Raw genomic sequence first — 24,139 nt, 5'->3', positions numbered from 1 at the left:
ACTCTGTTATCGATTTGAATATTTTTTTCTTTTTATCACTAATAAGCTAGCAATACTACTAAGTAACAGGATTATGCCAGATACGAGCCAATTAAATTGGTTCGTTGCCGTATCAGGTAATTTTTCACCCGCTTCAGAATCTACATTTGTCGTTTCACTTTCACTCTCTATTTCAAAAACGCCATAGGCACTAAAGTGATCCACCTTCGCAATCACTTCTCCAGTTTTTTCATTGAAAGTTGGCACAATAAATTCCTTCTGGTCCCCATTTTGATCCATATAGACAACCCTTAGATTATCCCAGTTATTCACTTTCTCTGGATCAACCGTAAAGATTAATGTAACTACGCTATCTCCAAAGTCAGTGATTTCTTCTCCATCTGCTGTTATTGTAAAATTAATTAATTCACTTAAAGCATGCGTGTTTTTACTAGCAATCAATTCTGATACTTCTCCAAAATTAAAGACAATAGATTTACCTTTTGGAAATAGAGATGTCGGGATCCTTGCTTTCGTTATTCCATTTGATAATTCAACAGTGTAACCATCCGCTAACTTCCCAATTGTTGCTTTAGTAAGTTTAATAGAATTAGAATCTTTTTCATATACATAGACTTTATTCTTTTCATGTTTAACTAAATCAAATGCTTCATCAACAACAACAGTTGGTTCTTCTATGGTTGGACTTTCTGTTTCTGGTTCTCCTGCATCCGGTTCTTCTCCATCTGGACGTTCCATTTCTGGTTCTTCCTCATCAGGACTTTCTGTTCCAGGCACCTCCACGTCCGGTTCTTCTGTACCATCAGTTAATGTGATATCATCAACATAGATAGAAGTAGTTCCACTACCACTTGTTGGTATAACTTCTATACCTAAGGCTTGAATATTATCTAAGTTATCTATATTACTTAAATCCCAAGTTATTGTTTGTGTTTCTTCATCATTAATCGCTATCGCTCCACTATCTTTCCAAACCCAACCACCAGATTGAATATATAATTTAACATCAGACGTACCATTTAATAACTTAATTTTTGCACTCAGATACGTTTCTCCTGATAAATCAGTAATTTCTGATGTTTGAAAACTTAGCTTTCCACCTTCTAGATCTATTGTAGATGTTAAGCTGGATCCATTAATAGCATCCTCAGCTATTGAAAGTGCGCTAGCTCCGTTCTCATTTTCACCAAACACCCAAGTTCCAAGACCCTCTTCAAAATCGTACAACAAACGATCTCGTTCAGGCTGTCCGTCAGGTTCTTCACTAGTTTCATCCACTTCTGGAACAGCTGATGCATTATCATCATTTACAGCTTTAATATCATCCAAGTAAACAACACCAGCATCTCCATCACCACCTGCATATAACGCAAACTGTGTTACAGATTTAAGTTTAGCTTTATCAATTACAACATTAGGTTTATTTTCCCAAGCTGCTGGAGCAAAATCACTAAACGGAATCGTAAAAACACCATCCTGTTCTTCTAGATCCAAATTATACTCAAAGCTCACACCATCCATTTGTATTTGAACGGTTAAGTGATTGGTTAACGCTTCATTTTTAATATAGAATTGGAATGCATTTGCACCACTCCAATCAACATTACCAAGGGAAGTTCCTCTTCCTGCATAACCATTAGATCCCACCGTATAGTTATATTCTAATCCATAATCACCACTATTTTTGTTATCTTCAGATAATCTGATCGTTATAGGATCACCATTGTTCGAATATGCATTATTCAGCAATTCATTATCTCCAAGATACCCTTCAAAGTCATCAATTAAAAGAGGATCTGATGTAGCTTCTATATAAGTATTGACTAATTCAATATTATCTATATATATAGCATCAGTTAGATCTAAACCACTTCCAACTAGAGATATTGCTAAACTTGTTGCCGCTTCAGATGATGGCGTATCTGTTAAATCAATTGACACTGGATACGTATTATAATCTTCACCATCTATTGTCACCATTTCAAGGTCCGAAATATTTGTTAAAGTAGACTCTTGTCCAAACTTCACGTCCCAATCTGGTGGAAGTTGCACAATTCCTCTTACACTCGCACCTTCACTACCAACAGTTACAGGAAGTAAGACTTCAAAGTTTACACGATTAACTTTAGCTAAGTTAACGTCAGTAAAGTCAGCAAGCTCCATTTTCAATTCCTGCCATGTCGCTGTTGGATCCATACCAGATACTTGGAATTTAACTTTACCATCTCCACCAAGATCAGCATGTTCAAAAGCTTCTATTTCACCCTCTGGATATACCCCATTATGCTTTATAGCATCAATATTTTCATCAAAAGTATATTTCTTAATAAGAATTTCTGATGCTTTCACAAATAATTTTAGTTCTTCCGTTTCTACGGTTCCGTCTGATTTTGTCACTTTTATAGTAAGATGTGTGACTCCATTATTAACCGCTGCTGAAGGTGTCCATTCGGCAGAATAGTAATTATTTTCATCAAGCGTCATTTCATTTTCTGTAGTAGACCCTTCTTCTACATATACCACTTTACTAGGTGTATCATGCAACACTCTCACCCGAACAGTAGTTTGAGAAGTTTTAATTGTCGATCCAGATACAGGTGATGCCACATGTACAAGTGACGATTCACTGCTGACACCAGTATTAATGTGCTCTGCAGTATAGACCTGCCCTTTAACATCATCTCGGAATGCCGAAAAGGTATCTCCCTTAAAATCAATAAAGTCAGGTAATAACTCATGATCTCCACCTAAATCACCGTTAACATCCCTATATGGCACATACATATTGTTCGGCCAGCCAAAGTTAGCCCACGTTTGCATATAAGCAGCTTTGCTAGCCTTTTCATTTGATTTAATAGCATGAAGTACTTTAGTGTGCCAATCTAATGTATTTCCAGTTTCATTCATTCCCTGCGCACTATAACCATACTCAGTTAGAGCAAATATTTTACCTCTATCTGAAGCAAGGTCATGCAGCATAGCTAAATCTGTAACTAGACCATTCAACCAACCATCTGATCCAGCATTATCTTTACTGTCATAACTATCAATACCAAAAATATCAACGTATTCATTTCCAGGATACGTTCTCAGATACCTTTCGACTGAACCGCCATAACCTCCACCAGGTGAATATCCATAAAGAATATTATTAACATCTTTTACATCTCTTAGATATTCAACCGTGTAACGAAAAATAGCTTTATATTCTTCCGCAGTTGTTATTGATGCACCCCACCAAAACCAACTACCATCTTGTTCGTGGAATGGGCGGAAAATAATTGGAATCGGTTGATCACTTTCATCTTTAACTGTTTTTGCTAATTTTGCAACATCGTCTAACCAAACATTGAACTCGTCATTATGCGAACCACCTGGCAAAATGTGTTCCACAACATTTGTACTAACGTCATTATAATTCCCGCCAGTAACCGGATTGAGTGGATGCATACTTAATGTCACAATACCACCAAGCTCGTGAGCCTTTTCCATAGATAAAGCTATATTCTCAATACTTTGATCTACGTTACCTACAACACCCGGTTTTTCTCGACCATAGATACTACCTGTATCCCAACCAAATATTGCCGGATAGTCACCTATAGCATTATAAACTTCTGATTGTTCAGAAGCTGTACGAGGTGCAGCGTTAGTTAATGTTTGACCCTCGTCAGTAGCATGTTGTTGACCAAATAATATTTGCTCACCGCTGTTATCTCTAAGATAGTCAAATAGTCCTCTTGTATAATCTGTAGCATTTGAATCCACTAGATTCATGTCTGTATCAACTGCCGCAGAAACAGATATTTCTTGAAATGCTTTTGGCCAAACAGAAAACAGTAATAAAGAAGCTGCAAAAGTTACAAAAATCTTTTTCTTCTTTCTCATAATATCCTCCTTTTAATTTAAAAATCGAAAAAATAACACACATTAAGCGTTAGATAATTACTATTTACTATCAACACTCGTCATGTAAGCGTTATCTTAATTAAGTATACGTTTATATAACGTTGTTGTAAATAATTTGTTTTGTTTTTTAAAGTAATCGATGACTTATTACACAAAATAAGTAAAATGCATTTATAATAACGATTATAATCCGTAATTAAAAGTTGAATTAAGTTAAAATCAAAAATAATACCCTTAATTATGGTTTTATTAACTACTCGTTAAAGTAACAAAAAGAGCCTTAAGAAGAATTTGCTCTCTAAGACTCTTTCGATTTATTAAACTTCAAATTTTTCAAACGCTTCTTCTAATGAGTTGGCCATTTCAGAGAGTTCTTGAGATGAGGCAAGCAATTCTTGCATCGAAGCATTTTGTTGTTCCGTTGCAGCTGCAATCTGTTCTATGCTTTCAGATGATCTTACTGAAACTCCAATTATATCTTCTGCAGTAACTAGCAGTTCACCAATCCTAACATTTGTCAGTTGAATCGTTTCTCCAACATGATTATTATGGTTTGTTAACGTTTGAATAGAATGTGATATCTCTCCAAAGATATCGCCTACTTCAGTGACTTTAGTTACTCCTGCATCAACAGTTTTCTTACTGTTTATCATTACTAGCACAGCTTCTTTGGTATCTTTAATAGACGTATCAATTAAAGATTGAATATTTTCAGTTGCGTCAGCGGTTTGAACAGCTAACTTTCTAACTTCATCTGCAACTACAGCAAATCCTTTTCCATGTTCACCTGCACGCGCAGCTTCAATAGCTGCATTTAATGCCAATAAGTTTGTTTGTGAAGAGATTGAAGTAATTAGGTCTACAATCGAACTTATTTTTGTTGACTTCTTATTAAGTGAGTTAATAAGAATCGCTACTTTATCAACGCTCATTTGAATTTCTGCCATTTGTTTGACTGAATCCTGTACATTATTAGAACCCTTGTCTATTTTCTCTTTCGTATCAGAAGTTAATTGTAGCGTTTCCTGGATTTGAGTTGTCACGTCAGACAGTTCTGCTGTTGTCGCTTGAATTGTCTGATTCGTTAGTTGAGAACTACGAACTTGTTCCTCAGAACCAGACGCTACTTCAGATATAGTAATAGCAATTTGATCATTCGCATGTGTGGTAACTTCCGCATTTTCCTTTAACGTTTGTGACATCTGCGTCACTACTTCAGTCGTACTTAGCAATTGAGTGATAGAGCCTTGGAGATGGTCAGCCATTTCATTCATCGCTTTAGAAATTTCACTTATTTCATCTTTACCATCTTCATTTACTCGGTTTCCTACTAATTTACCACTTGCTAAGTGTTTGCAAAACTCTACCGTAGCTGAAAGCCTTTTTGTAATCATACGGCTTACAATCACTAGAAATATGGAAGATGTTACAAGAGCAAATAGTACAATTAATGCAATCAGTAGAATACTAGTATTCGATTCCCTTTCCATCTCTGTTTGTAAAACGTTTCTCTCTTGCATCATTAACTCTTTTAATGTATTCAATTCGTCAATCGTATAATTACGGAACACTGACGCTTTGTTGTGTAAATCAGTTTGTATGAAGATATCCACGCGTTGATTATTCTCTCTAAATTCCGCTGTAGTCGGAATAATATCTTTTGTAAACAACTCATCCATTTGATCACTGTAGCTCATAACCTTATTATAAATATCATTTTCTTCTGCAGTGGTAAGTTGTTCTTTGATATTTTCAGCAGATGCATTAAATAGTTGCACTTGCGCTTGATAATCTTCCGCTGTAGTTGTCGGGTGTTGCTCTGTTAATATGTCGGTTATAATAATATACTTTTGTTTAAATACAGATGCCATTTCCACTATTTCAATAGAACTCTCGCTTTTTTTCTCTACTTTTTCAGCGGAATTCATTAGATTTTTCATTGCATAACCAGTAAATACGGAAGATATTAAAAATAAAAATAGAATAAAGACAAATACCACACTATATTTTCTACCAATCTTAAGACGATTAAAGAATAAAGCCACCATACCTTTTCTTCGGTTTATTCTGGGTACCTTTACTTTTATTTTCTTGATAGTCTTTATTATTTCTGCAATCTTTATGTTATTTCGTTTGCTTTTCATACTATTTCTCTCTCTTCTTTATTTTTTGAAAGCGCTAACTATTTTCCGTTTCTTTTATATTAACTTATCGTTAACCTAAAATAAAGATATTTTTAAGTTAATGTGACAATTAATTAAAAAACCAGGTGAAGAATATTCTCCACCTGGTTCAAAACTTACTTCGATTACTATCTGAACTATTAAAGGAATGCACTAATGGGAGTGCGCTGTTTGATAGACTCAACTATTCCACAGATTCTGAGGCAACTTTCATAGAATAAAATTCACCTTTTTTCTCTAACAGCTCCATATAGGAACCTATTTCTACACACTCCCCATTTTTCATCACCACAATACGATCAGCATCACGAATTGTTGATAACCTGTGTGCAACAATAAATGTGGTGCGACCTTTTATTAACTCCTTCATAGAATCTTGTATTAGTTTCTCTGACATATTATCTAAAGCAGAAGTTGCTTCATCCAGAATAATCAATTCAGGATTACGAATAAACGCTCTAGCAATAGAAATTCGTTGTCTTTGGCCACCCGACATCCGATCTCCGTGTTCCCCGATTTTCGTATTTAGCCCTTCAGGTAGTTCGTCAATGATACCTTTTAAGTTAGCCATTTCTACCGCTTTTTCCAGCTGTTCTTCCGTTACTTCAGCAAGACCATAAGCAATATTATCTCGAACTGAACCTGAAAATAATATTGTGTTTTGCGGAACTACCGCTATTTTTTTCCTGTATCCCCGCATACTCAAGTCATCCATTGATATATCATCAATAAGAATCTGGCCATTTTTTGGTCGATAGAAACCAGTTATCAAATTTAAGATAGTTGTTTTACCAGAACCAGACTCTCCAACAAATGCAATGCATTCACCAGGATTAACATCTAAATTAAAATTATTTAAAACATGATTGTCTGTATCGCGATAGCTAAAATCAACTTTATCGAACGTAACTTTACCTTTAAAATCTTTGATTTTTGTTTTTCCTTGATATTCTTGTGTCTCTTTAGCAAAAAGAATGTCAGAAATAGAATGAATTGATTCAAAGCCTTTAGCTAATTGTGGATAAATACCGATTACACCTGAAATTGACATTAAAATTTGAGTGAAGTATGTTTGGTATAATACAACATCACCAATTGGAATTGAACCTTGATAAGCTAAGTAAACAGTGAAAAGTAAACAGAGCACTTGAAAAAGTTGAAAAGAAACCCAGTTACTTGCACCAAAAAAAGCTTCTGTTATATCCAGTTTATAACCTTTACCACGAACAAGTTGAAGCATAGAATCCATTTTACTAATTTCAACTTGTTCTAATCCATGCGCCCTTGTAACAGGAATCATCTCTACAGTTTCAGCTACTTGACCCGACATTTCTTCTACCTCTTGACGAAATTCTCTATTTCGACTGCTTAATTTTCCGCTAAACAAGTAGACTATCAAAATTGAAATTGGTATGGCGACAATAAAAAATGAAACAACAGTCCAGCTTCTGGTTGCAGTTACCACAATTGCGACTATAACATTCATTATTGCCGGTAATACCCCCATCATTGTTTGCTTTGACATAATCTCAATCATTTCCACATCACGTAACACCTTAGCTTGTAATTTACCAGAGCGTAATTCGCTATGGTACGAAATCGATAAATGTTGTAGCTTACGGATTAATGTACTTCTTAATCCCGCCTCAACATGACGAATTGCTTTACTTAAGAAAGCAATATGTAGCATTTGGGTAGGTAAATTTTGAATAACGACTACTGTTAGTACCGTTATATTAATCCATAATACTGACATTTCCTGTTTACCGGGTTCACTCGCAAAATTAATTAGATTTGCTGTGACAATCGGCAAAATCCAAACCGGTGAATGTTTGAACAGGAAAAAGATGAAAGAAAGAAATAATTTCACAAATTGCCCACGATACATTACTTTTAATGTACGGAATGTCCTCCCTTTCATCTTACCTTGTTCTTCAAAGCGTTTTTCAAAATCTAGAGATATACCCTTATCTTCTGGCATACTATCTCCCCCTAACTCTCTAAGTAGTCACCTTACTCGATGTGTGATATTTCCTTAAGTTTTGAAAAGCTTATTCAATTTGGCTTTTAAAAAGTAACAGTTCTCAACTTAAATTACTTAATCGATAAACATATATTAACTATAAAACATACTAAATGTCTAGTCATTTTTATAAAAATCAAATTAAAAAATTGATATACTTATTTATGAACAATAAACAACGTACATAGTTATTACTTATTATGGCTTTCGCAAATACGACATACTTTTCTGCAACTATCTCAAAAGTGATCGATAACTTTATTCACTTTAATCATTTTGCTTTGAAAAGGTTTACATTTTTAAAAAGTATAGCTATTATTAAAATGAAGCCTATTTATAGAGGAGTGAATCTCATGACAATTAAAGTAAATGAAAGTGCTAAAGAATTTCACTTATTTAATGAAAATATTAGTTACATTTTCAGAGTATTAGAGAAGAGCAAACAACTTGAACATCTGTATTTCGGAAAAAGTATGAAGCACCGTGATTCATATAAACACCTTATTGAACGTGAAATACGGCCTTCTAGTAATATGTTTGAAGGCGATCATACATCTTCCTTGGAACACATTAGACAGGAATACCCAAGTTACGGCACGACTGACTTTCGCTATCCCGCTCATATGATTACGAATAACGAAGGGAGTCATATTACAAATTTCAAATATGATAGTTACCAAATTATAAAAGGAAAGCCTACGTTAAATGCTCTTCCAGCTACATATGTGGAACAAGAGCATGAAGCAGAAACACTTGAAATTACGTTGCACGATGCAGTATTAAATGCCAAAATAATTCTATGTTACACAATTTATACAGACCGTAATGTTATTGCTAGAAATACTCGATTTGTTAATGAGGGAGAAGAAGCATTTTTCATTAATAATGCGATGAGTACGAGTGTAGACTTACCTGATGATCAGTATGAAATGGTTCATTTATATGGTGCGTGGGCTCGTGAAGGACACGTAGAAACACAAAAGTTAGCAAAAGGCATTCAATCTATCTCAAGTACGCGGGGCGCTAGTAGCCATGTACACAACCCTTTTCTTGCTTTAAAGCGAGCTGATACTACAAATCATAGTGGTGAAGTCTATGGATTCAGCTTAGTTTACAGTGGCAACTTTCTTGGCCAAGTAGAAGTTGATACCTATAATGTAACACGTGTAATGTTGGGAATTAACCCATTTCAGTTTAAATGGAAACTCCATCCAAGCGAGACTTTCCAAACACCTGAGTGTGTCATGGTTTATTCTGATCAGGGACTAAACGGAATGAGCCAAACGTTTCATGAACTTTATCGAAGTCGTTTAGCTCGTGGATATTGGCGTGATAAGGAAAGACCAATTTTAATAAATAACTGGGAGGCAACCTATTTTGATTTTAACGAAGAGAAAGTACTTACCATAGCGGAGACAGCAAAAGACTTAGGCATTGAGTTATTTGTTCTTGATGACGGATGGTTTGGCGAGCGCCATGACGATTCAACATCTTTAGGTGATTGGTTTGAAAACACAGACAAACTTCCCAACGGCATTTCTGGGCTGTCTAAGAAAGTTGAGTCATTAGGAATGAAATTCGGTCTTTGGTTTGAGCCAGAGATGGTCAGTAAAGGAACAAAACTTTTTAAAGAACATCCAGACTGGATTATTTCAACGCCTAACCGTCAAGCATCACATGGTAGAAATCAATTTGTTCTAGACTTTTCTAGAACAGAAGTAGTTGATCACATCTTCAAACTAATGGACGAAGTCATTTGCAAGTCAAAAATATCCTATATCAAATGGGACATGAATCGTTACATTACGGAAGCTTATTCTGCTACACTAAACAGTGATCAACAAGGTGAAGTATTCCACCGTTATATTCTAGGTGTATATAATCTGTTTGATCGATTGATAAATAAATATCCAGAAATATTATTTGAATCTTGTGCAGGTGGTGGTGCTCGTTTTGATCCAGGTATGTTATATTATGCGCCTCAAACATGGACGAGTGATAACACGGATGCAGTAGAAAGACTAAAGATTCAATATGGCACTTCGATGGTTTATCCCTTAAGCGCAATTGGAAGTCATGTATCTGCTATTCCTAACCATCAAGTCGGTCGGATGGCTTCGTTTGATACACGCGCGAATGTAGCTTTTTTCGGTACTTTCGGTTATGAACTTGATATCACAAAATTATCTGATGAGGAAAAAAACAAAGTAAAAGAGCAAGTTGCTTTCTTTAAGGAAAAAAGAAGACTAATCCGGAGTGGTAAATTCTATCGAATGCTAAGTCCATTTGAATCTAATGAAACATCATGGATTATTGTTTCAGAGAATAAGACCGAGGCAATTGTTGGTTATTATAAAGTACTAGCAAGACCCAACGAACAATATAATCGGGTAAAGCTAATTGGATTAGATCCCACAAAACTATATAAAATTCAAGGTACATCTGCGACACATTATGGTGATGAGTTAATGCATGTAGGCATTATTCTTGCTGGAAATTATACAGATCGCGCAGCTGAATATTGGTCAAAAGAACACCCAAGTGACTATTCTAGTAAAATTTTCGTGTTAAAAGAAGTTTAATTGAAGTTAAAGAATCGGGTTATTATACCGATTCTTTTTTAAATAAAAAAAAACTCCCTAATTATATGCACTGAACTTGGCACAATTAGAGAGTAAGACATAGTATATTATTTTTTGCTTTTAGTAGACGGTATAATGTTCTGTTCAACCGCTAATACCCGAGCCGCCTGTACAGCACCCCAAAGCGTTGGTAACATAATGATTGATACAGGGACTGCGGTGACAACAATCGAGTTTTGAATAGCAGATACACTATTCTCTCCAATCGCAAGTAACATAATGGACATTAATCCGAAGATCAATACCCAGAATACGCGAATAAGTCTACTTGGATGATCGCTACCAGTTAAGGATACCGCAACTGTATAAGAAATTGAATCCACTGTTGTAGCAACAAACACTAATGTAACAAGTAAGAATCCTATTGCTAAAAAGAACCCTAATGGCAATGAATCCATAATCGCCATTACTACTGCTGGCATTCCGCCTTCAGCCAGTGGTCCAGAAATGGAACCTGGGACATCTAATTCAGCTTTAATTCCTGTTCCACCAACAACTGTAAACCAAAAGTTAGTTACGAGTGGCGCTATAATAGAAACAGCAATAATAAGTTCACGAATGGTTCTTCCACGTGATATTCTAGCAATAAAGATTGCCATCATAGGCCCATATCCTAAGAACCAACCCCAGAAGAAGATCGTCCATCCGCCTAACCAACCTTGATCACCTTGATAAAGAGCCATAGTTAGCATGTTTTGGATATGAAATCCTTCAGCTGAAACAAACATATTAATAATAAACAATGTTGGTCCAAGAATAAGCACACAAAATGCTAAAAATACAACTAAACCAACATTCATTCGACTTAAGAATTGAATACCTCTGTCAACACCAGTAGCAACTGAAATTGCAGCAATAACAATAAGTACACTAACAATAATAATATTCGTAACTAGTGTATTTGGAATATCAAATAAAGAATGTAAACCATAGCCCAACTGCAATCCTAGAAAACCAATTGGTCCCATAGTACCTGCAGCAACAGCCACAATTGAAATAATATCTGCAGCATTTCCTGCGATACTATTTTTATTGAATATTTTTTCACCAAATAGCGGGTATAGCATCCCTCTTGGTTTCATTGGATAACCTTTGTGATAATGTACATACATTAATACAATCGTAGCCAACGTTCCAAGAATTGCCCAAGCTAGAAATCCCCAATGAAAGAAACTCTGTGCTAAAGCTGGTGCAACACCAGCAATAGTAGAAGAATTATCATCAAACAATGGTGGATTAGATATAAAGTGCATCATTGGTTCTGATGCCGCCCAGAAAACACCACCACTAGCAAGTAGTGTACACAGTATCATTGCGATCCAACGATAATAACCATTGTCTGGTTTAGACTTTTTACCCAATCGAACTTTACCATACTTTGTGAATGCTAAAATTAGACCAATCACGAAATTAGCTAGTAATAATAGCTCCCAATAAGCACCAAAGTATTTAGCTGAAAAAGCAAATGCAGTGTTAATCCCCTCTTCTACCATACTTAAATCAATCATTGCTAATACTACAAATAAGAGCAATAGCCCTCCACTAATAATAAATACGGTTTTATCCGTCGATGTTTTACTTTCGTTTTTATTCACTCTTTTCCTCCTAGTTTTTAGAAGCAAGTGCCAATAACTTTTTTCTCTATGTATTGTAGGACAAATCGATGTAAATTATTCAAATAATGATTAGTAACAAAATATTAATGCTCAGTATCCACCAAATTTTTAATTGAATAATTACGTTAGGTTCGAAAACAATCCGCTTGCTTACTATACATTTATGTCGTTTTTTACGTCTGTTGTAGTTAATAACTAACTTCATTAAAAGACGCGCAAGGATTTATTATATATTTTCGACACAGAAACGTCAAATTTCTCACTAATTGATTATAATTATGGTTGGTATAACTAGGAAGTCTCACAATCCAAAGTTGAAGTTGACTCGGGGTTCTTTCGCAAGTGCGTTACTTCTTAAGCACTTGAGAGAAACTCTGTCGTAAGAAAGACTCTTGCCCGCGGAAAGGGACTGCCTGAAGCAGAAATCAACATGGCAGTTACGACAGAGTCTATGGATATTTCGTAATAAACGTCAATTTTAGAAAGTAGGCTTTTTTTAATAGTGTCACGCAATATAACTGCTATACGTCAAAACATGAATAAGAATATATAAATAAAAAATCCCTTTCATATTGAAGGGATTTACTGTAAGGCCTTATGGTATAACAACTGGATCATTTTATTAACAGTTAATGGTCTACTCATATAAAATCCTTGTATATAATCAACATTTAAACGCTTTAAGATTTGCAATTGATCAAGTGTTTCTACACCTTCTACAACAACCTCTAAAGACATACTGTGTGACATATCGATAATTGCCTTTATAATATAACTGTTTTTACTATCCGATGAAAGATCATCAATAAATGATTTATCAATTTTCAGCGTTTGAATCGGTAAATATTTCAATATAGATAACGAAGAATAGCCTGTACCAAAGTCATCCAAGGAAATACCAATACCCAGTTTTATTAATTCTTTGAGAATTCTTACACTAAAGTCTATATCTTCAATCATTATACTTTCTGTCACTTCTAAACATAATTGATCCGGGGGACAATCCGTTTCTTCCAATATATTTTTAACAAGATCGACAAAATCAGGGTGGGTTAATTGGCTTGATGAAATATTAACAAACATTTTAATAGAAGAACCTAAGACTTCCAGACGTCTATTTAAAAGACATGCTTGCTTAAGTACCCATTCTCCAATTGAGACAATTAAGCCCGTTTCTTCTGCTAATGGTATGAAATCAAGTGGTTTCACCATGCCCAAGACAGGTGATTCCCACCTTAGTAACGCTTCAACACCCACTATTTCTTCCGTATCCATTGCATATACAGGTTGATAGTGTAATCTGAATTCGTCGTATTCTAAAGCTTTTCGAAGATTCTTTTCTAAGCTGATACGATCAGCATTATGGAAATTAATCACATCACTAAATACTTGAATACGATTCCTTCCTTGCGATTTTGCTGTATACATCGCCATGTCCGCTTGTAATATCATCGCTTCCGCACCTAAAGCCGTATCGGGATAGATACTTAGCCCAACGCTACTAGAAATGTGATATTCTCTTTCTTGATCGATGAAAGGTTGGTTTATCGCTGTTACAATATGTGTTCCAAAGTTATAAGCTTCCTCTATATGAAATACGTCCGGCATTGCAATTACAAATTCATCACCACCTAACCTAGCTATTAGATAATCATCATTGGCAATTAATCGTAACCTTTTTGCTACATACTGAAGAAGTCTATCACCTGCTTGATGACCGTAACTATCATTGACTATTTTAAAACGATCAAGATCAAATAGTATTAAAGCTAACATACTTCCATCTTTTTTAGCTTTCACTAACATATTGCTTAACTCTTCCTCAAAATATCGTCGATTAGACAGACCAGTTAATGTATCTTTGTATGCTAATTCATTTATACGTTCTTCTGCAATTTTTCGCTCTGAAATATCCATGATTGAACCAATTGCTTTTGATAAATGTCCATACGCATTACGTTGTACTTGACCCGTAATGTACATCCAAACATAATCACCATCATGACTACGCATCTTACACTCTACTTCAAAAGGGGTGTTATATTTCATATTCCTGCGAAAAGATCGCTTCACTTTCAATTGATCTTTGGGATGAATTAATTCCATCATGTTAATAAATTCCATTTCGACATAACCTATTCCATAACCGAGCATTTCATTAATACCGCCACGACTTATCATTTTTTTCGTACCAAAGTCAAACTCCCAAATGCCATCATACATAATAGTTGAGATAAGTTCTAACTGATTAGAATAAGACTTAAGCTCTTTATTCATCTCAGATCGATAAAGTGCTGATGCGAAAAAATTTGCTAACTGATACGTTGTGTTTAATGAAATTAACTGGGTGTTAATGTCTTTTAAACCTACAAAGGAAAAAACACCAAGTTCTATACCGTCTTGTATGATAGGAATAACGATCATAACGTTTTCCCCTTGCATAAATACCTCATTACAGATTACTTCTCTTGATGGAAATTGCGTTGGATTACAGTTTTCACTTTGAATAATAGCTTCTTTTTCAGCCTGTTCAATGATAAACTGATTTACTTTTAATTCACTCTTGTTATTCTCATCCCATAGGCCTAATAATCCTCTTTCAATTGGTGTATGACGTAACCAGTTCATTTCCATAACTTCTTTATAATTGTATGATTGCATTAATTGACCGAGGTTAAAATTACGTGATACCATCTTGTTTAAGTATTCAATTGTGTCTGTAAGGTTACCGTTTTCATCCATTAATTGAACTACTTCACAGCCACAGCTGGACCTAAATATAGGAAATGTATTTATAGTAGTAGCTAGTTTAGCCGTGTTATCTCCATTTAATATATCAAACATAATAACTGCCGCTTGCTCAGCTATTTCTTGTACCGGCAAATGAATGGTCGACAAAGATGGATGATTCGTTTTTGCTGCTGGAATATCATCGAAACCTATTATTGCAAGATCAGCAGGAATGCTTAAGCCGTATGCTTTAAAATGATAGATTAATTCCATTGCAGTAAAATCATTTACACAAACAATTGCAGTAAACGGCAACTTGTTTTCAACCATATCTTTAGCAATATCGTGTATACTTGATTCCAATGTATTGTAAAAACAATCATCCTTAAAAGGTATGTTATTGATTTTCAATGCCTGAATATAGCTATCAAAACGTTGTTTCCCATCATGAAAATATGCATCGCCTACATATGCAATACGATTGTGTCCATGTTTAACTAAATGGCTAATACTACTCTCCATCATTGCTTCATTATCAATTGAAACGACATAATCACATTCCAATAAGGTGTTAATCCCAACTATTGGTTTTCCTTGTTGCCGAAGTTTAGTAATAAAGGAATCATCAACAGCATCCATAATAACAATCCATCCATCAACATAATCAGAAGCATACATATTTGTATAAAAACTAGCAGAGGTACCAAAGACGACAACTTTTGCATTATATGCTTGTGCTTTGTTTGAGATACCCGTTAGTAAATTACCATAATAGAATCCATCTAGAATGGGTGTTAAAACACCTATAATCCTTTGTTTCTTGATAGGATCACCCTCAATCTAAATATTGTATAACGCTTTCATTTTAAGATGCATCTGAGAATACAGTGCAATATATAATAAGTATATTATACCATTTAACCACCAATTAACAACCAGTACCAACTCCTACTTGAATGAAACACGATCAGATACATATTGCCACACTATTTTTTGTGAATATATTCACAAATATTTGAATGTTCTTTCTATTTACGTTATGCTATTAACTCATGTTTTTTATTTTACGTAATCAAAAGCATTGCGAATAAAATAAAAAAAAAGGAGGCTATCTCATGGAGGATTTTGCACTAAGTGGTGCGACATGGTTTTGGTTATTTGTACCAATGCCATTATTAATTATTTTATCAACTATATCTTTATTTACAGAGAGGGGGGAAAAGTAAAACATGTCAACAGTTACATTAATAACATTCATCATTTATTTACTCGGTATGCTACTTATAGGTGTTATATCCTATCGCTTAACAAATAATTTATCAGACTACGTGCTTGGTGGAAGAAGTTTAGGTCCTGGTGTTGCAGCAATAAGTGCTGGTGCGTCAGATATGAGTAGTTGGCTAATACTTGGATTACCAGGCGCGATTTACGCTTCAGGTTTAGGAGAAGCTTGGATTGCAGTAGGGCTTGCTATTGGTGCCTATTTAAACTGGCAATTCATTGCTAAACGTTTACGTGTCTACACGGAAGTTTCCAGTAATTCCATTACAATTCCCGATTTTCTAGAAAATCGATTCCGCGATACATCGCATTTATTACGTATCATATCTGCACTCGTTATTTTGTTGTTCTTCACTTTTTATACTTCATCCGGTATGGTTGGTGGTGCAAAACTATTTGAAGCTTCATTTGGTTTAACGTATGATCAAGCACTATGGATCGGTGCATTAGTTATCGTATCCTATACATTCTTAGGTGGTTTCTTAGCAGTAAGTTGGACGGACTTTATCCAAGGTATTCTTATGTTCATTGCACTTATTGTTGTTCCAATCCGAGCAATTTTTATCATAGGTGGTTGGGATGCTACGATAGATGCAGTAGGTAATATTTCACCTAGTCATATAAACATGGTTGCAGGTGTCGGTGTAATGAGCATCATTTCATCTCTAGCGTGGGGGCTTGGATACTTCGGGCAACCACATATCCTGACTCGTTTTATGGCTTTACGTTCTGCTAAAGATGTACCAAAGGCTCGTTTTATCGGAATCACTTGGATGGTTCTTGGTTTATATGGAGCAGTCTTTGTTGGTCTTGCCGGTCTTGCCTTTATAAGTACACAAGACGTTGGTGTCCTATCTGAATTTGGTATTAAAGTTGCTACAAATGAAGCTGGCATCCAAATGTTAGCTGACCCTGAAAAGATATTTATTGCCTTTTCACAAATTTTATTTGATCCAATTATCGCTGGAATTTTATTAGCAGCTATTTTATCTGCCATTATGAGTACAATTGATTCGCAATTACTTGTTTCTTCTTCTGCTGTTGCCGAAGATTTCTATAAAGCAATTTTGCGTAAAGATGCGTCTCAAAAGGAACTTGTATGGATCGGTCGTATTGCAGTTGCTGTTATTGCATTAATTGCAACACTGCTAGCAACTAATCCAGAAAGTTCCGTATTAGATCTCGTTAGTTATGCTTGGGCTGGTTTTGGTGGTGCATTTGGTCCAATCCTTATTCTTGCATTATTTTGGAAAGGGATTACTCGAAATGGAGCATTAGCAGGTATTATCGTTGGTGCTCTAACCGTTATTATATGGGGAGACTTCCTTTCTGGAGGAATATTCGAGCTATATGAAATTGTACCTGCATTCCTACTAAACTTAATTGTTGCGGTAGTCGTAAGTCTTCTTGGTGATAAGCCATCATCTGAAATAGAAGCAGAGTTTGATGAAACGGTTAGTAAATTATAAATTCCTATACGAATACAAAAGCGTTCTTCTCACTAATTGGGAAGGGCGCTTTTTTTGTGTTTTAAACTTGTATTGTTAGGGTTAAAGATAAAATATGTGTAGAATAGGGGTACATTCAAATTAAACAAAAGGGAATGATTCTTTGATTAACGAACTTATCTTAGACAACAGATCAATTACTTTAGTTGATTATCAGCAAGAAACAACAGAAAAAGGCCGACTTAAAATAAGTGTTCATTTTAAGGTAAGCCATGAAGAATACCATGAAATTACCACATTGCTATATAAAGGTAACTTCGATGTGAGCGTTCCAGAAAAAAAGATAACCTTTAAAGGAACAATCCACAACTATTCTACTTCAATAACCAACTTATATGAAAAAGGCAACATTGGAGATTTTTATTTAACTTTAATTGAAGTTAAATAATCATACCAACAAAGTGATCTGCTTTAATGTTTTTTGTATATCGGTACTTTTTAAACGTCACAATGGATAGAAACTGCGACATAGTGGAACTTTCTTACCCGCTACGTCAGCAAATGGATTCCCTTTCCGTGGGCACAGTCTCTGCTAACTCGGATAAGCAAAAGTCGCTTTCCGAGTGGATCTTCAACTTGTGCTGTTCCCACAGGAGTGTCATCCATTTGCTTCCTTCGCTAGAAAGAACTTAAAGTCCGAAAAGAACTGTTATTGTTGATATTACAACTTCATCAATAAACATATTACCGACTAGCGAAGAAAATCCACTACGACTCCTGCAGGAACAGCGCGATCTGAAGATCCACTTGGAAGTGTCTTTCTTCCAAGTTAGCTGAAGACGTGCCTGCGGAAAGCGTAGTGGATTTTTAGACCGTGATAAGCCGTTAAATTATTTCGTAGTTGATGATTATTCAGACTTAAGATAAATTCATTTAATTCTTTCTAATATCAGGACAAATCCAAAAACGGTGGAAAGTTTAGTGTATTTAAAAAGCCTACCTTTTTACTAGTCCTTCTTATCAACTAACCTTCTTTACTTTTTTAACGAAAAATCAGTCACAATTTGATAAGTTCTTGGCTGTATCGACATATTCAGTCGTAATTCTCGTCTCTATAAGACATATTTCTGCATAGATGGTTCAAATATCCGCTCGAAAAAGTTTTATTAACAGGGGAATTTGACCTATTATAGAGTTATCACACAACTAGTTAGCACATATTCTTGTTCTAGTAAGAAAAGGGGAAATACACATGACATATCCTAATCCAATCACACAACTAAGTAATGAACTTTTAATAGAGGCTTATCAAAAGTCTTATAGCGCCAAATGCTCCATTGAATTTATCTCACTACTAAAAACAGAAATTGATAAGAGAGGGTTATCTTCATCACAACTGATGCAAAAACCAACTTGTTTCTATAATGATTACTATACTGAAATTAAAAAAGGAGAGCACGGTAACTATCAAGTTAGTTAAGCAATGAATAGTTTTATTTACCTATTAATTCTTTTTAAATATAGGCCTGTTTTTCATTAAAATCTAGTATACTGGATTTAGAAAACTAATTAAAACTGTTTTTAGCTTCTATTCTAATGGATGGTGATCGTGTGATTAATAATGAAAAAGGTAATGGTAAACCATTATCTAAATGGATCTTAAAAACCTTTTTAAAAATTGCACTAATTCCTCTAGTATTAGTAGAATTAGCGTTTATCGGGATATATTTTTTTGTGAATGGTTATGCCTATAGTGAAACACGTGATTATTTTGAATTGGAAACACAAGAAGAAGTTCAAGAATATGCACAATATGAAGCCACCTCAATCCAAAATCAATTGAATGGTGTTGCAAATGCAACTGAACTATACAGACAGCAGGTCAAAAGAGCTTTTCAACAAACAGATGCTGCTGTTGTAATAAAACCCGAGAATGAAACCCGCCTTCAAACTACTGCAGATGGCGCCCTCTACACAGAGACAAATTCCAACCAAGATGGTGCTGCTGTTTACTATAGCGGTATGGTTCCTATTGGTGAAAAAGAGGCACTAAAAGTACATAAACTTTTAGCGGTTGAGGACGTGATGGAAGATATCTATCATTCTCAACCACTTGCAAATGCCATTTATATAAACACCTATGATTCATTAAATGTCATTTATCCTTATTTTAATGTCATTGATCAGTACCCTCCATTAATGGACATTCCTTCTTATAATTTTTACTATGAAGCAGACAAAAAGAATAACCCTGAAGAAGATTTAGTATGGACCGACGCCTATTTAGATCCCGCAGGTAACGAGTGGATGACATCTGCTATTGCACCTGTATATAACGATACCGATTTGGAGGCTGTTGTGGGGATCGATATAAGCCTTAATACTATCGTCGACCAGGTATTAGATTTACAGTTACCTTGGGATGGTTATGGCATTTTAGTCAGCGATGACGGAATGATCTTAGCGATGCCTGAACAAGCAGAAAAAACGTTTAATATTGTTGAACTGAAGGATCATACCTATCAAGAAGCTATTGAGAAGGATACTTTTAAACCAGAAAATTTCAATATACATAATCAAACAGAAATGGATCAATTAACAACAGAAATGAATAAGAACGAAACAGGTACTACCTCCTTACTATTAGCGAATAAACAACACTTTGTATCTTGGACATCTATTGAGAATACGGATTGGAGTCTACTCGTATTCGTACCCGAAACAAATGTATTTGCCTCCTTCGATCAATTAAGTGTGGATTTAGCGCATGTGGGTATATTTATGTTTGCTGGATTGGTCCTGTTTTACCTTCTATTCTTTTTATACATTTACAAACAATCTAATAAGATGAGTAGTACCATTCATTCACCACTTATTCAGATTAACTCGATGGCAAAGGAAATCGGAAAAGGAAATTACTATCAACCTACACCAGCTATCAAAATTTTAGAAATACAAGAGACTTCTGATGCAATTGTTGAAATGGGAGATCAATTAGGTCTTAAGAATGCTGCTTTACTAGTAGCTGAGACAGAGTTAAGACAAAGCGAATCCGATTTACGTTCTCTAGTGAATTCGATTGAGGATGTTATTTTTATATTAGATGAGCAAGGTACGTTTCTAAACGTGTGGTTAAATGATGAATCAAAGTTATTTTTACCAAAAGAACAATTAATTGGACTATCTGTTTCTGCTATTTTATCTGGGGATGATCTCGAGATGTTCACTATTAACTTAGAAGATGTCTTCAATACAGGTAAATCTACTGTATTAGAATTATTCGTCCCAACATCTAAAGGCGAAGGTGGCACTTGGTTACAAGGCAGAATGTCGCCAATTATTGTTGATGCACAAAATAATTTTGAGTCTGTATCATTGTCTGCACGTGATATTACTGAAATTAAAACATTGGAAAAATCACTCATAAATGCGAAAGAACAAGCCGAACGAGCGAATTTGGCTAAATCTGAGTTCTTATCAAGTATGAGTCATGAGCTTCGAACACCATTAAACGCTATTATTGGCTTTAGTCAGCTTTTAGAATTAGACGATAATGAGCCATTAACAGCTGATCAACAAGAGAATGTTAGTGATATCTTAAATGCTGGAAACCATTTATTGACTTTAATAAACGACATACTCGATTTAGCAAAAATTGAATCAGGCAAGTTATCTATTTCAATGGAGCCTATTAATATTACATCGATCCTACAAGATGTCATCGGCATTACAACACCAATTGCGGCAAAACAAAATATTACGATTGTAAACAATACGCAAAATGATAACTCACTATTTGTCAAAGCTGATCGGACTCGATTAAAGCAAATATTATTAAATTTAATAACGAATGCGATTAAATATAATAAAGAAAATGGCTTTGTTTTCATTGATTTCAAGCAAAAAGATGAGCACATAGAAATAAGTATTACAGATACAGGAATAGGTATTAGTGACGCTGAAATAGCCTATATTTTCGAACCATTCTTAAGATTAAATGAAGACAATAAATATATTGAAGGTACAGGTATTGGTTTATCTGTCGCTAAGCAATTAGTCGAGCTCTTAAATGGGACGATTCACGTTAATAGTGAGAAAGGTCAGGGAGCGACTTTCTGGATCGATTTGCCCATTCATACACATAACAAAGATGACTATGAACAAATAGACGATTTGGTTGGTTTGAGTTCATATGATAATGATAAACATGCCTCCATGCATCGCATCCTTTATATAGAAGATAACCTGGCTAACGTTCGTCTCGTCGATAGTATTCTCGTAAAGTTTCCTTACACAGAATTTTTTTTCGCGACTGACGGTAAAAAAGGATTAGACTTAGCAGAAACGATTGTACCAGATTTAATATTACTCGACATCCACTTACCAGATATGGATGGTTACCAGGTATTAACTGAATTAAAGAATAAGACGTTAACAAAAGAAACTCCTGTTATCGCTATCAGCGCAAATGCAATGTCTAGTGATTTAGAAAAAGCAAGGCATGCTGGATTTATTGATTATATGACAAAACCAATTGATGTAAATAACTTTATTAAATCGATTCATGATGTATTAGATATTGATATGGAAGATTAGTTAAACCAGTAGACCTATTCATGAGGTCTACTGGTTTTTAAAAAGATAATTATAATATCAGATTATCCCTTTTTAACTACTAGTAATTAAAGTATACTAGAATTGATTGATTAACTTTATTTTCAATTAAGGGATGACTATACTATGACCGATCGAAAATATCGTGTTGTTATTGCTGATGACCATGAGGAAGCAAGAAGATTATTGAGAAAATTCATTGCACTTATTCAACCTTCTTTTGTAATAGTTGCTGAAGCATCTGATGGAGAGGAATTAGTTGAAAAAGTGATGGTCGAAAAGCCAGATCTTGTTCTTTGCGATATTGAGATGCCTAAATTAAAAGGTGTTGATGCAATTAAGCAATGTCAGCAACTTATACCTAACCTCTGCTATATATTTACGACAGCCCATGATGATTTTGCTGTTGAAGCATTTAAGATTAACGCACTCGACTATATTTTAAAACCTATCCAAAAAGATCGACTCTTCCAAGCTTTAGAAAAAGCAAAGGTATGTGTGCAAAATCAAGCAAGAATACTAGATACACCAAAACAGATGAATAAAAAAATACCAATTAAATTTAACCGCTCTCTTTTCTATGTCATCATTGAAGATATATTATTCATAGAGAAGGAAGGTCGAAAAGCCATTCTTCACACAAAAAATCATACTTACCCTTCTATTGATTCATTAGAGGAACTAAAAACGTTATTACCTGAAAATTTTGTTCAGTCCCATCGCTCTTTTATCATTAATCTTAATCACGTATCGTATATCCAAACGATGGGTAAAAGCTACATGGTTTATTTTTATGATTATGAGAAGCCTGCACAAATTTCAAAGCAACATATTACTAGTATTCAAAAACAAATAGAAGATTATTATCAATAACAGCATGGTGAGACCCCATGCTGTTATTTTTTAGGAAAATTTTCTGATAGCGTACATATAAAGTTGGGTGGCACTCTTACCGGAACAGGGATGGGAATTATGCTACGCTATAAAACAAGCACAGGTGGAACAGATTTAGTAGCTCAATTTTTAGCAGCAAGATTTCAAGTAAATATTGGTATAATTATCTTCGTCCTTGATATTTTCATTATTTGTTTAGGGAGCCTATTACTATCTTCAAATTCGTTTATTTTCTCTGCTATAACTATCTTATTTAGTGGTGTTTTCACAAGCATTTGTACGTGGGGAGTTTACTATTGAATCGTGTTACACCAGGTATTAACCTGGTGTAAGTGATGTTATTCCTTCGTTTCCTTCTTAGGTAATCTAGATGCGTCTGGTCTTTCACGTGGCGTCATATGCATAATGAAGTTTGCAATGACAAGAACTAATACAACAAGTGCATATATTAAGGTATCCAACGGTCTATCATAATCAACAATAATCAACCTCACCATTGCTGTAATACCAATGTACATAAAGTAGCGGAGTGGAAAGTGATAGTTCTCTTTGAAGTATTTTACGATCATTGCGATAAACTCAAAGTATAGGAAGAATACAAGAATTCCAGAGACGAACACCTTATAATCATTTGTACCATCCGTCAACAATACTTGTAGAAAAACAAATAGTTCTTTTACAAGCAACGAACAAAGAATGATAGCTAAAACAATCAAAGAAACATTTAAAACTACTTGAAAAAACTTTGGAGCCATTTTTAGTACATAATAAAAACCATTTTTCAACTTATATCCGCCCT

13 protein-coding genes are annotated in these 24,139 nt (G+C 34.8%); 7 read left to right on the top strand and 6 right to left on the bottom strand.

Going from position 1 to position 24,139, the window contains the following annotated elements; all coding sequences use genetic code 11:
* Window positions 1–6 precede the first annotated feature (6 nt).
* From D2K60_RS03715 to D2K60_RS03705, 3 genes are all read right to left on the bottom strand, one after another.
* Window positions 7–3,888, bottom strand: a complete 3,882-nt coding sequence (locus D2K60_RS03715; RefSeq protein WP_117168634.1) for a glycosyl hydrolase — start codon at window positions 3,886–3,888, stop codon at window positions 7–9.
* A gap of 338 nt (window positions 3,889–4,226) precedes the next feature.
* On the bottom strand, window positions 4,227–6,053 hold the full coding sequence (locus D2K60_RS03710; RefSeq protein WP_117168633.1) for a methyl-accepting chemotaxis protein: 1,827 nt from the start codon (window positions 6,051–6,053) through the stop codon (window positions 4,227–4,229).
* Window positions 6,054–6,276: 223 nt separating this feature from the next.
* Window positions 6,277–8,073 carry an ABC transporter ATP-binding protein gene (locus D2K60_RS03705; protein WP_117168632.1) on the bottom strand — a complete coding sequence of 599 codons (1,797 nt, stop codon included), beginning with the start codon at window positions 8,071–8,073 and terminating at the stop codon, window positions 6,277–6,279.
* 395 nt (window positions 8,074–8,468) lie between these two features.
* Between D2K60_RS03705 and D2K60_RS03700 the strand changes: the two genes are divergently transcribed.
* Window positions 8,469–10,697, top strand: coding sequence for an alpha-galactosidase (locus D2K60_RS03700; protein WP_117168631.1), 2,229 nt, complete (start codon window positions 8,469–8,471; stop codon window positions 10,695–10,697).
* Between the two features lie 107 nt (window positions 10,698–10,804).
* Here the strand turns inward: D2K60_RS03700 and D2K60_RS03695 are convergent, their stop codons facing one another.
* On the bottom strand, window positions 10,805–12,352 hold the full coding sequence (locus tag D2K60_RS03695; protein WP_117168630.1) for a BCCT family transporter: 1,548 nt from the start codon (window positions 12,350–12,352) through the stop codon (window positions 10,805–10,807).
* Between the two features lie 603 nt (window positions 12,353–12,955).
* Window positions 12,956–15,910, bottom strand: coding sequence for an EAL domain-containing protein (locus D2K60_RS03690; protein ID WP_275896240.1), 2,955 nt, complete (start codon window positions 15,908–15,910; stop codon window positions 12,956–12,958).
* A gap of 422 nt (window positions 15,911–16,332) precedes the next feature.
* Here D2K60_RS03690 and putP point away from each other — a divergent pair, with 422 nt between their 5' ends.
* From putP to D2K60_RS03660, 6 genes are all read left to right on the top strand, one after another.
* Window positions 16,333–17,853 (top strand): sodium/proline symporter PutP, encoded by a 1,521-nt coding sequence (putP, locus tag D2K60_RS03685; protein ID WP_117168628.1) that lies wholly within the window; start codon window positions 16,333–16,335, stop codon window positions 17,851–17,853.
* Window positions 17,854–17,995: 142 nt separating this feature from the next.
* Window positions 17,996–18,280, top strand: a complete 285-nt coding sequence (locus tag D2K60_RS03680) for a DUF3219 family protein (RefSeq protein WP_117168627.1) — start codon at window positions 17,996–17,998, stop codon at window positions 18,278–18,280.
* Window positions 18,281–19,084: 804 nt separating this feature from the next.
* The gene (gene sda / locus D2K60_RS03675; protein ID WP_240335228.1) at window positions 19,085–19,312 is read left to right on the top strand and encodes a sporulation histidine kinase inhibitor Sda; all 228 of its coding nucleotides are present in this window, start codon (window positions 19,085–19,087) and stop codon (window positions 19,310–19,312) included.
* A 131-nt stretch (window positions 19,313–19,443) separates the two neighbouring features.
* A complete protein-coding gene (locus tag D2K60_RS03670) occupies window positions 19,444–22,428 on the top strand; it encodes an ATP-binding protein (protein WP_162880687.1) in 2,985 nt (994 codons plus the stop codon).
* Window positions 22,429–22,572: 144 nt separating this feature from the next.
* Window positions 22,573–23,319: a LytR/AlgR family response regulator transcription factor gene (locus D2K60_RS03665; protein ID WP_117168625.1), complete on the top strand. Its 747-nt coding sequence runs from the start codon at window positions 22,573–22,575 to the stop codon at window positions 23,317–23,319.
* Window positions 23,320–23,382: 63 nt separating this feature from the next.
* Window positions 23,383–23,640, top strand: coding sequence for a YitT family protein (locus D2K60_RS03660; protein ID WP_275896236.1), 258 nt, complete (start codon window positions 23,383–23,385; stop codon window positions 23,638–23,640).
* Between the two features lie 38 nt (window positions 23,641–23,678).
* Here D2K60_RS03660 and psiE read toward each other — a convergent pair whose 3' ends face one another.
* Entirely contained in the window at window positions 23,679–24,125 is a 447-nt protein-coding gene (gene psiE, locus D2K60_RS03655; protein ID WP_420818802.1) for a phosphate-starvation-inducible protein PsiE, read from the bottom strand.
* Between the last annotated feature and the right edge of the window lie 14 nt (window positions 24,126–24,139).

The sequence above is a fragment of the Paraliobacillus sediminis genome (genome assembly GCF_003426055.1).
The sequence above is the reverse complement of the archived record's forward strand: the minus strand, read 5'-3'. Positions and strand labels throughout refer to the sequence as shown.

Bases quoted from the DNA above. Each gene is read 5' to 3' on its own strand.
- D2K60_RS03715 (WP_117168634.1), bottom strand. From the start codon at position 3,888: ATGAGAAAGAAGAAAAAGATTTTTGTAACTTTTGCAGCTTCTTTATTA.
- D2K60_RS03710 (WP_117168633.1), bottom strand. From the start codon at position 6,053: ATGAAAAGCAAACGAAATAACATAAAGATTGCAGAAATAATAAAGACT.
- D2K60_RS03705 (WP_117168632.1), bottom strand. From the start codon at position 8,073: ATGCCAGAAGATAAGGGTATATCTCTAGATTTTGAAAAACGCTTTGAA.
- D2K60_RS03700 (WP_117168631.1), top strand. From the start codon at position 8,469: ATGACAATTAAAGTAAATGAAAGTGCTAAAGAATTTCACTTATTTAAT.
- putP (WP_117168628.1), top strand. From the start codon at position 16,333: ATGTCAACAGTTACATTAATAACATTCATCATTTATTTACTCGGTATG.
- sda (WP_240335228.1), top strand. From the start codon at position 19,085: ATGACATATCCTAATCCAATCACACAACTAAGTAATGAACTTTTAATA.
- D2K60_RS03665 (WP_117168625.1), top strand. From the start codon at position 22,573: ATGACCGATCGAAAATATCGTGTTGTTATTGCTGATGACCATGAGGAA.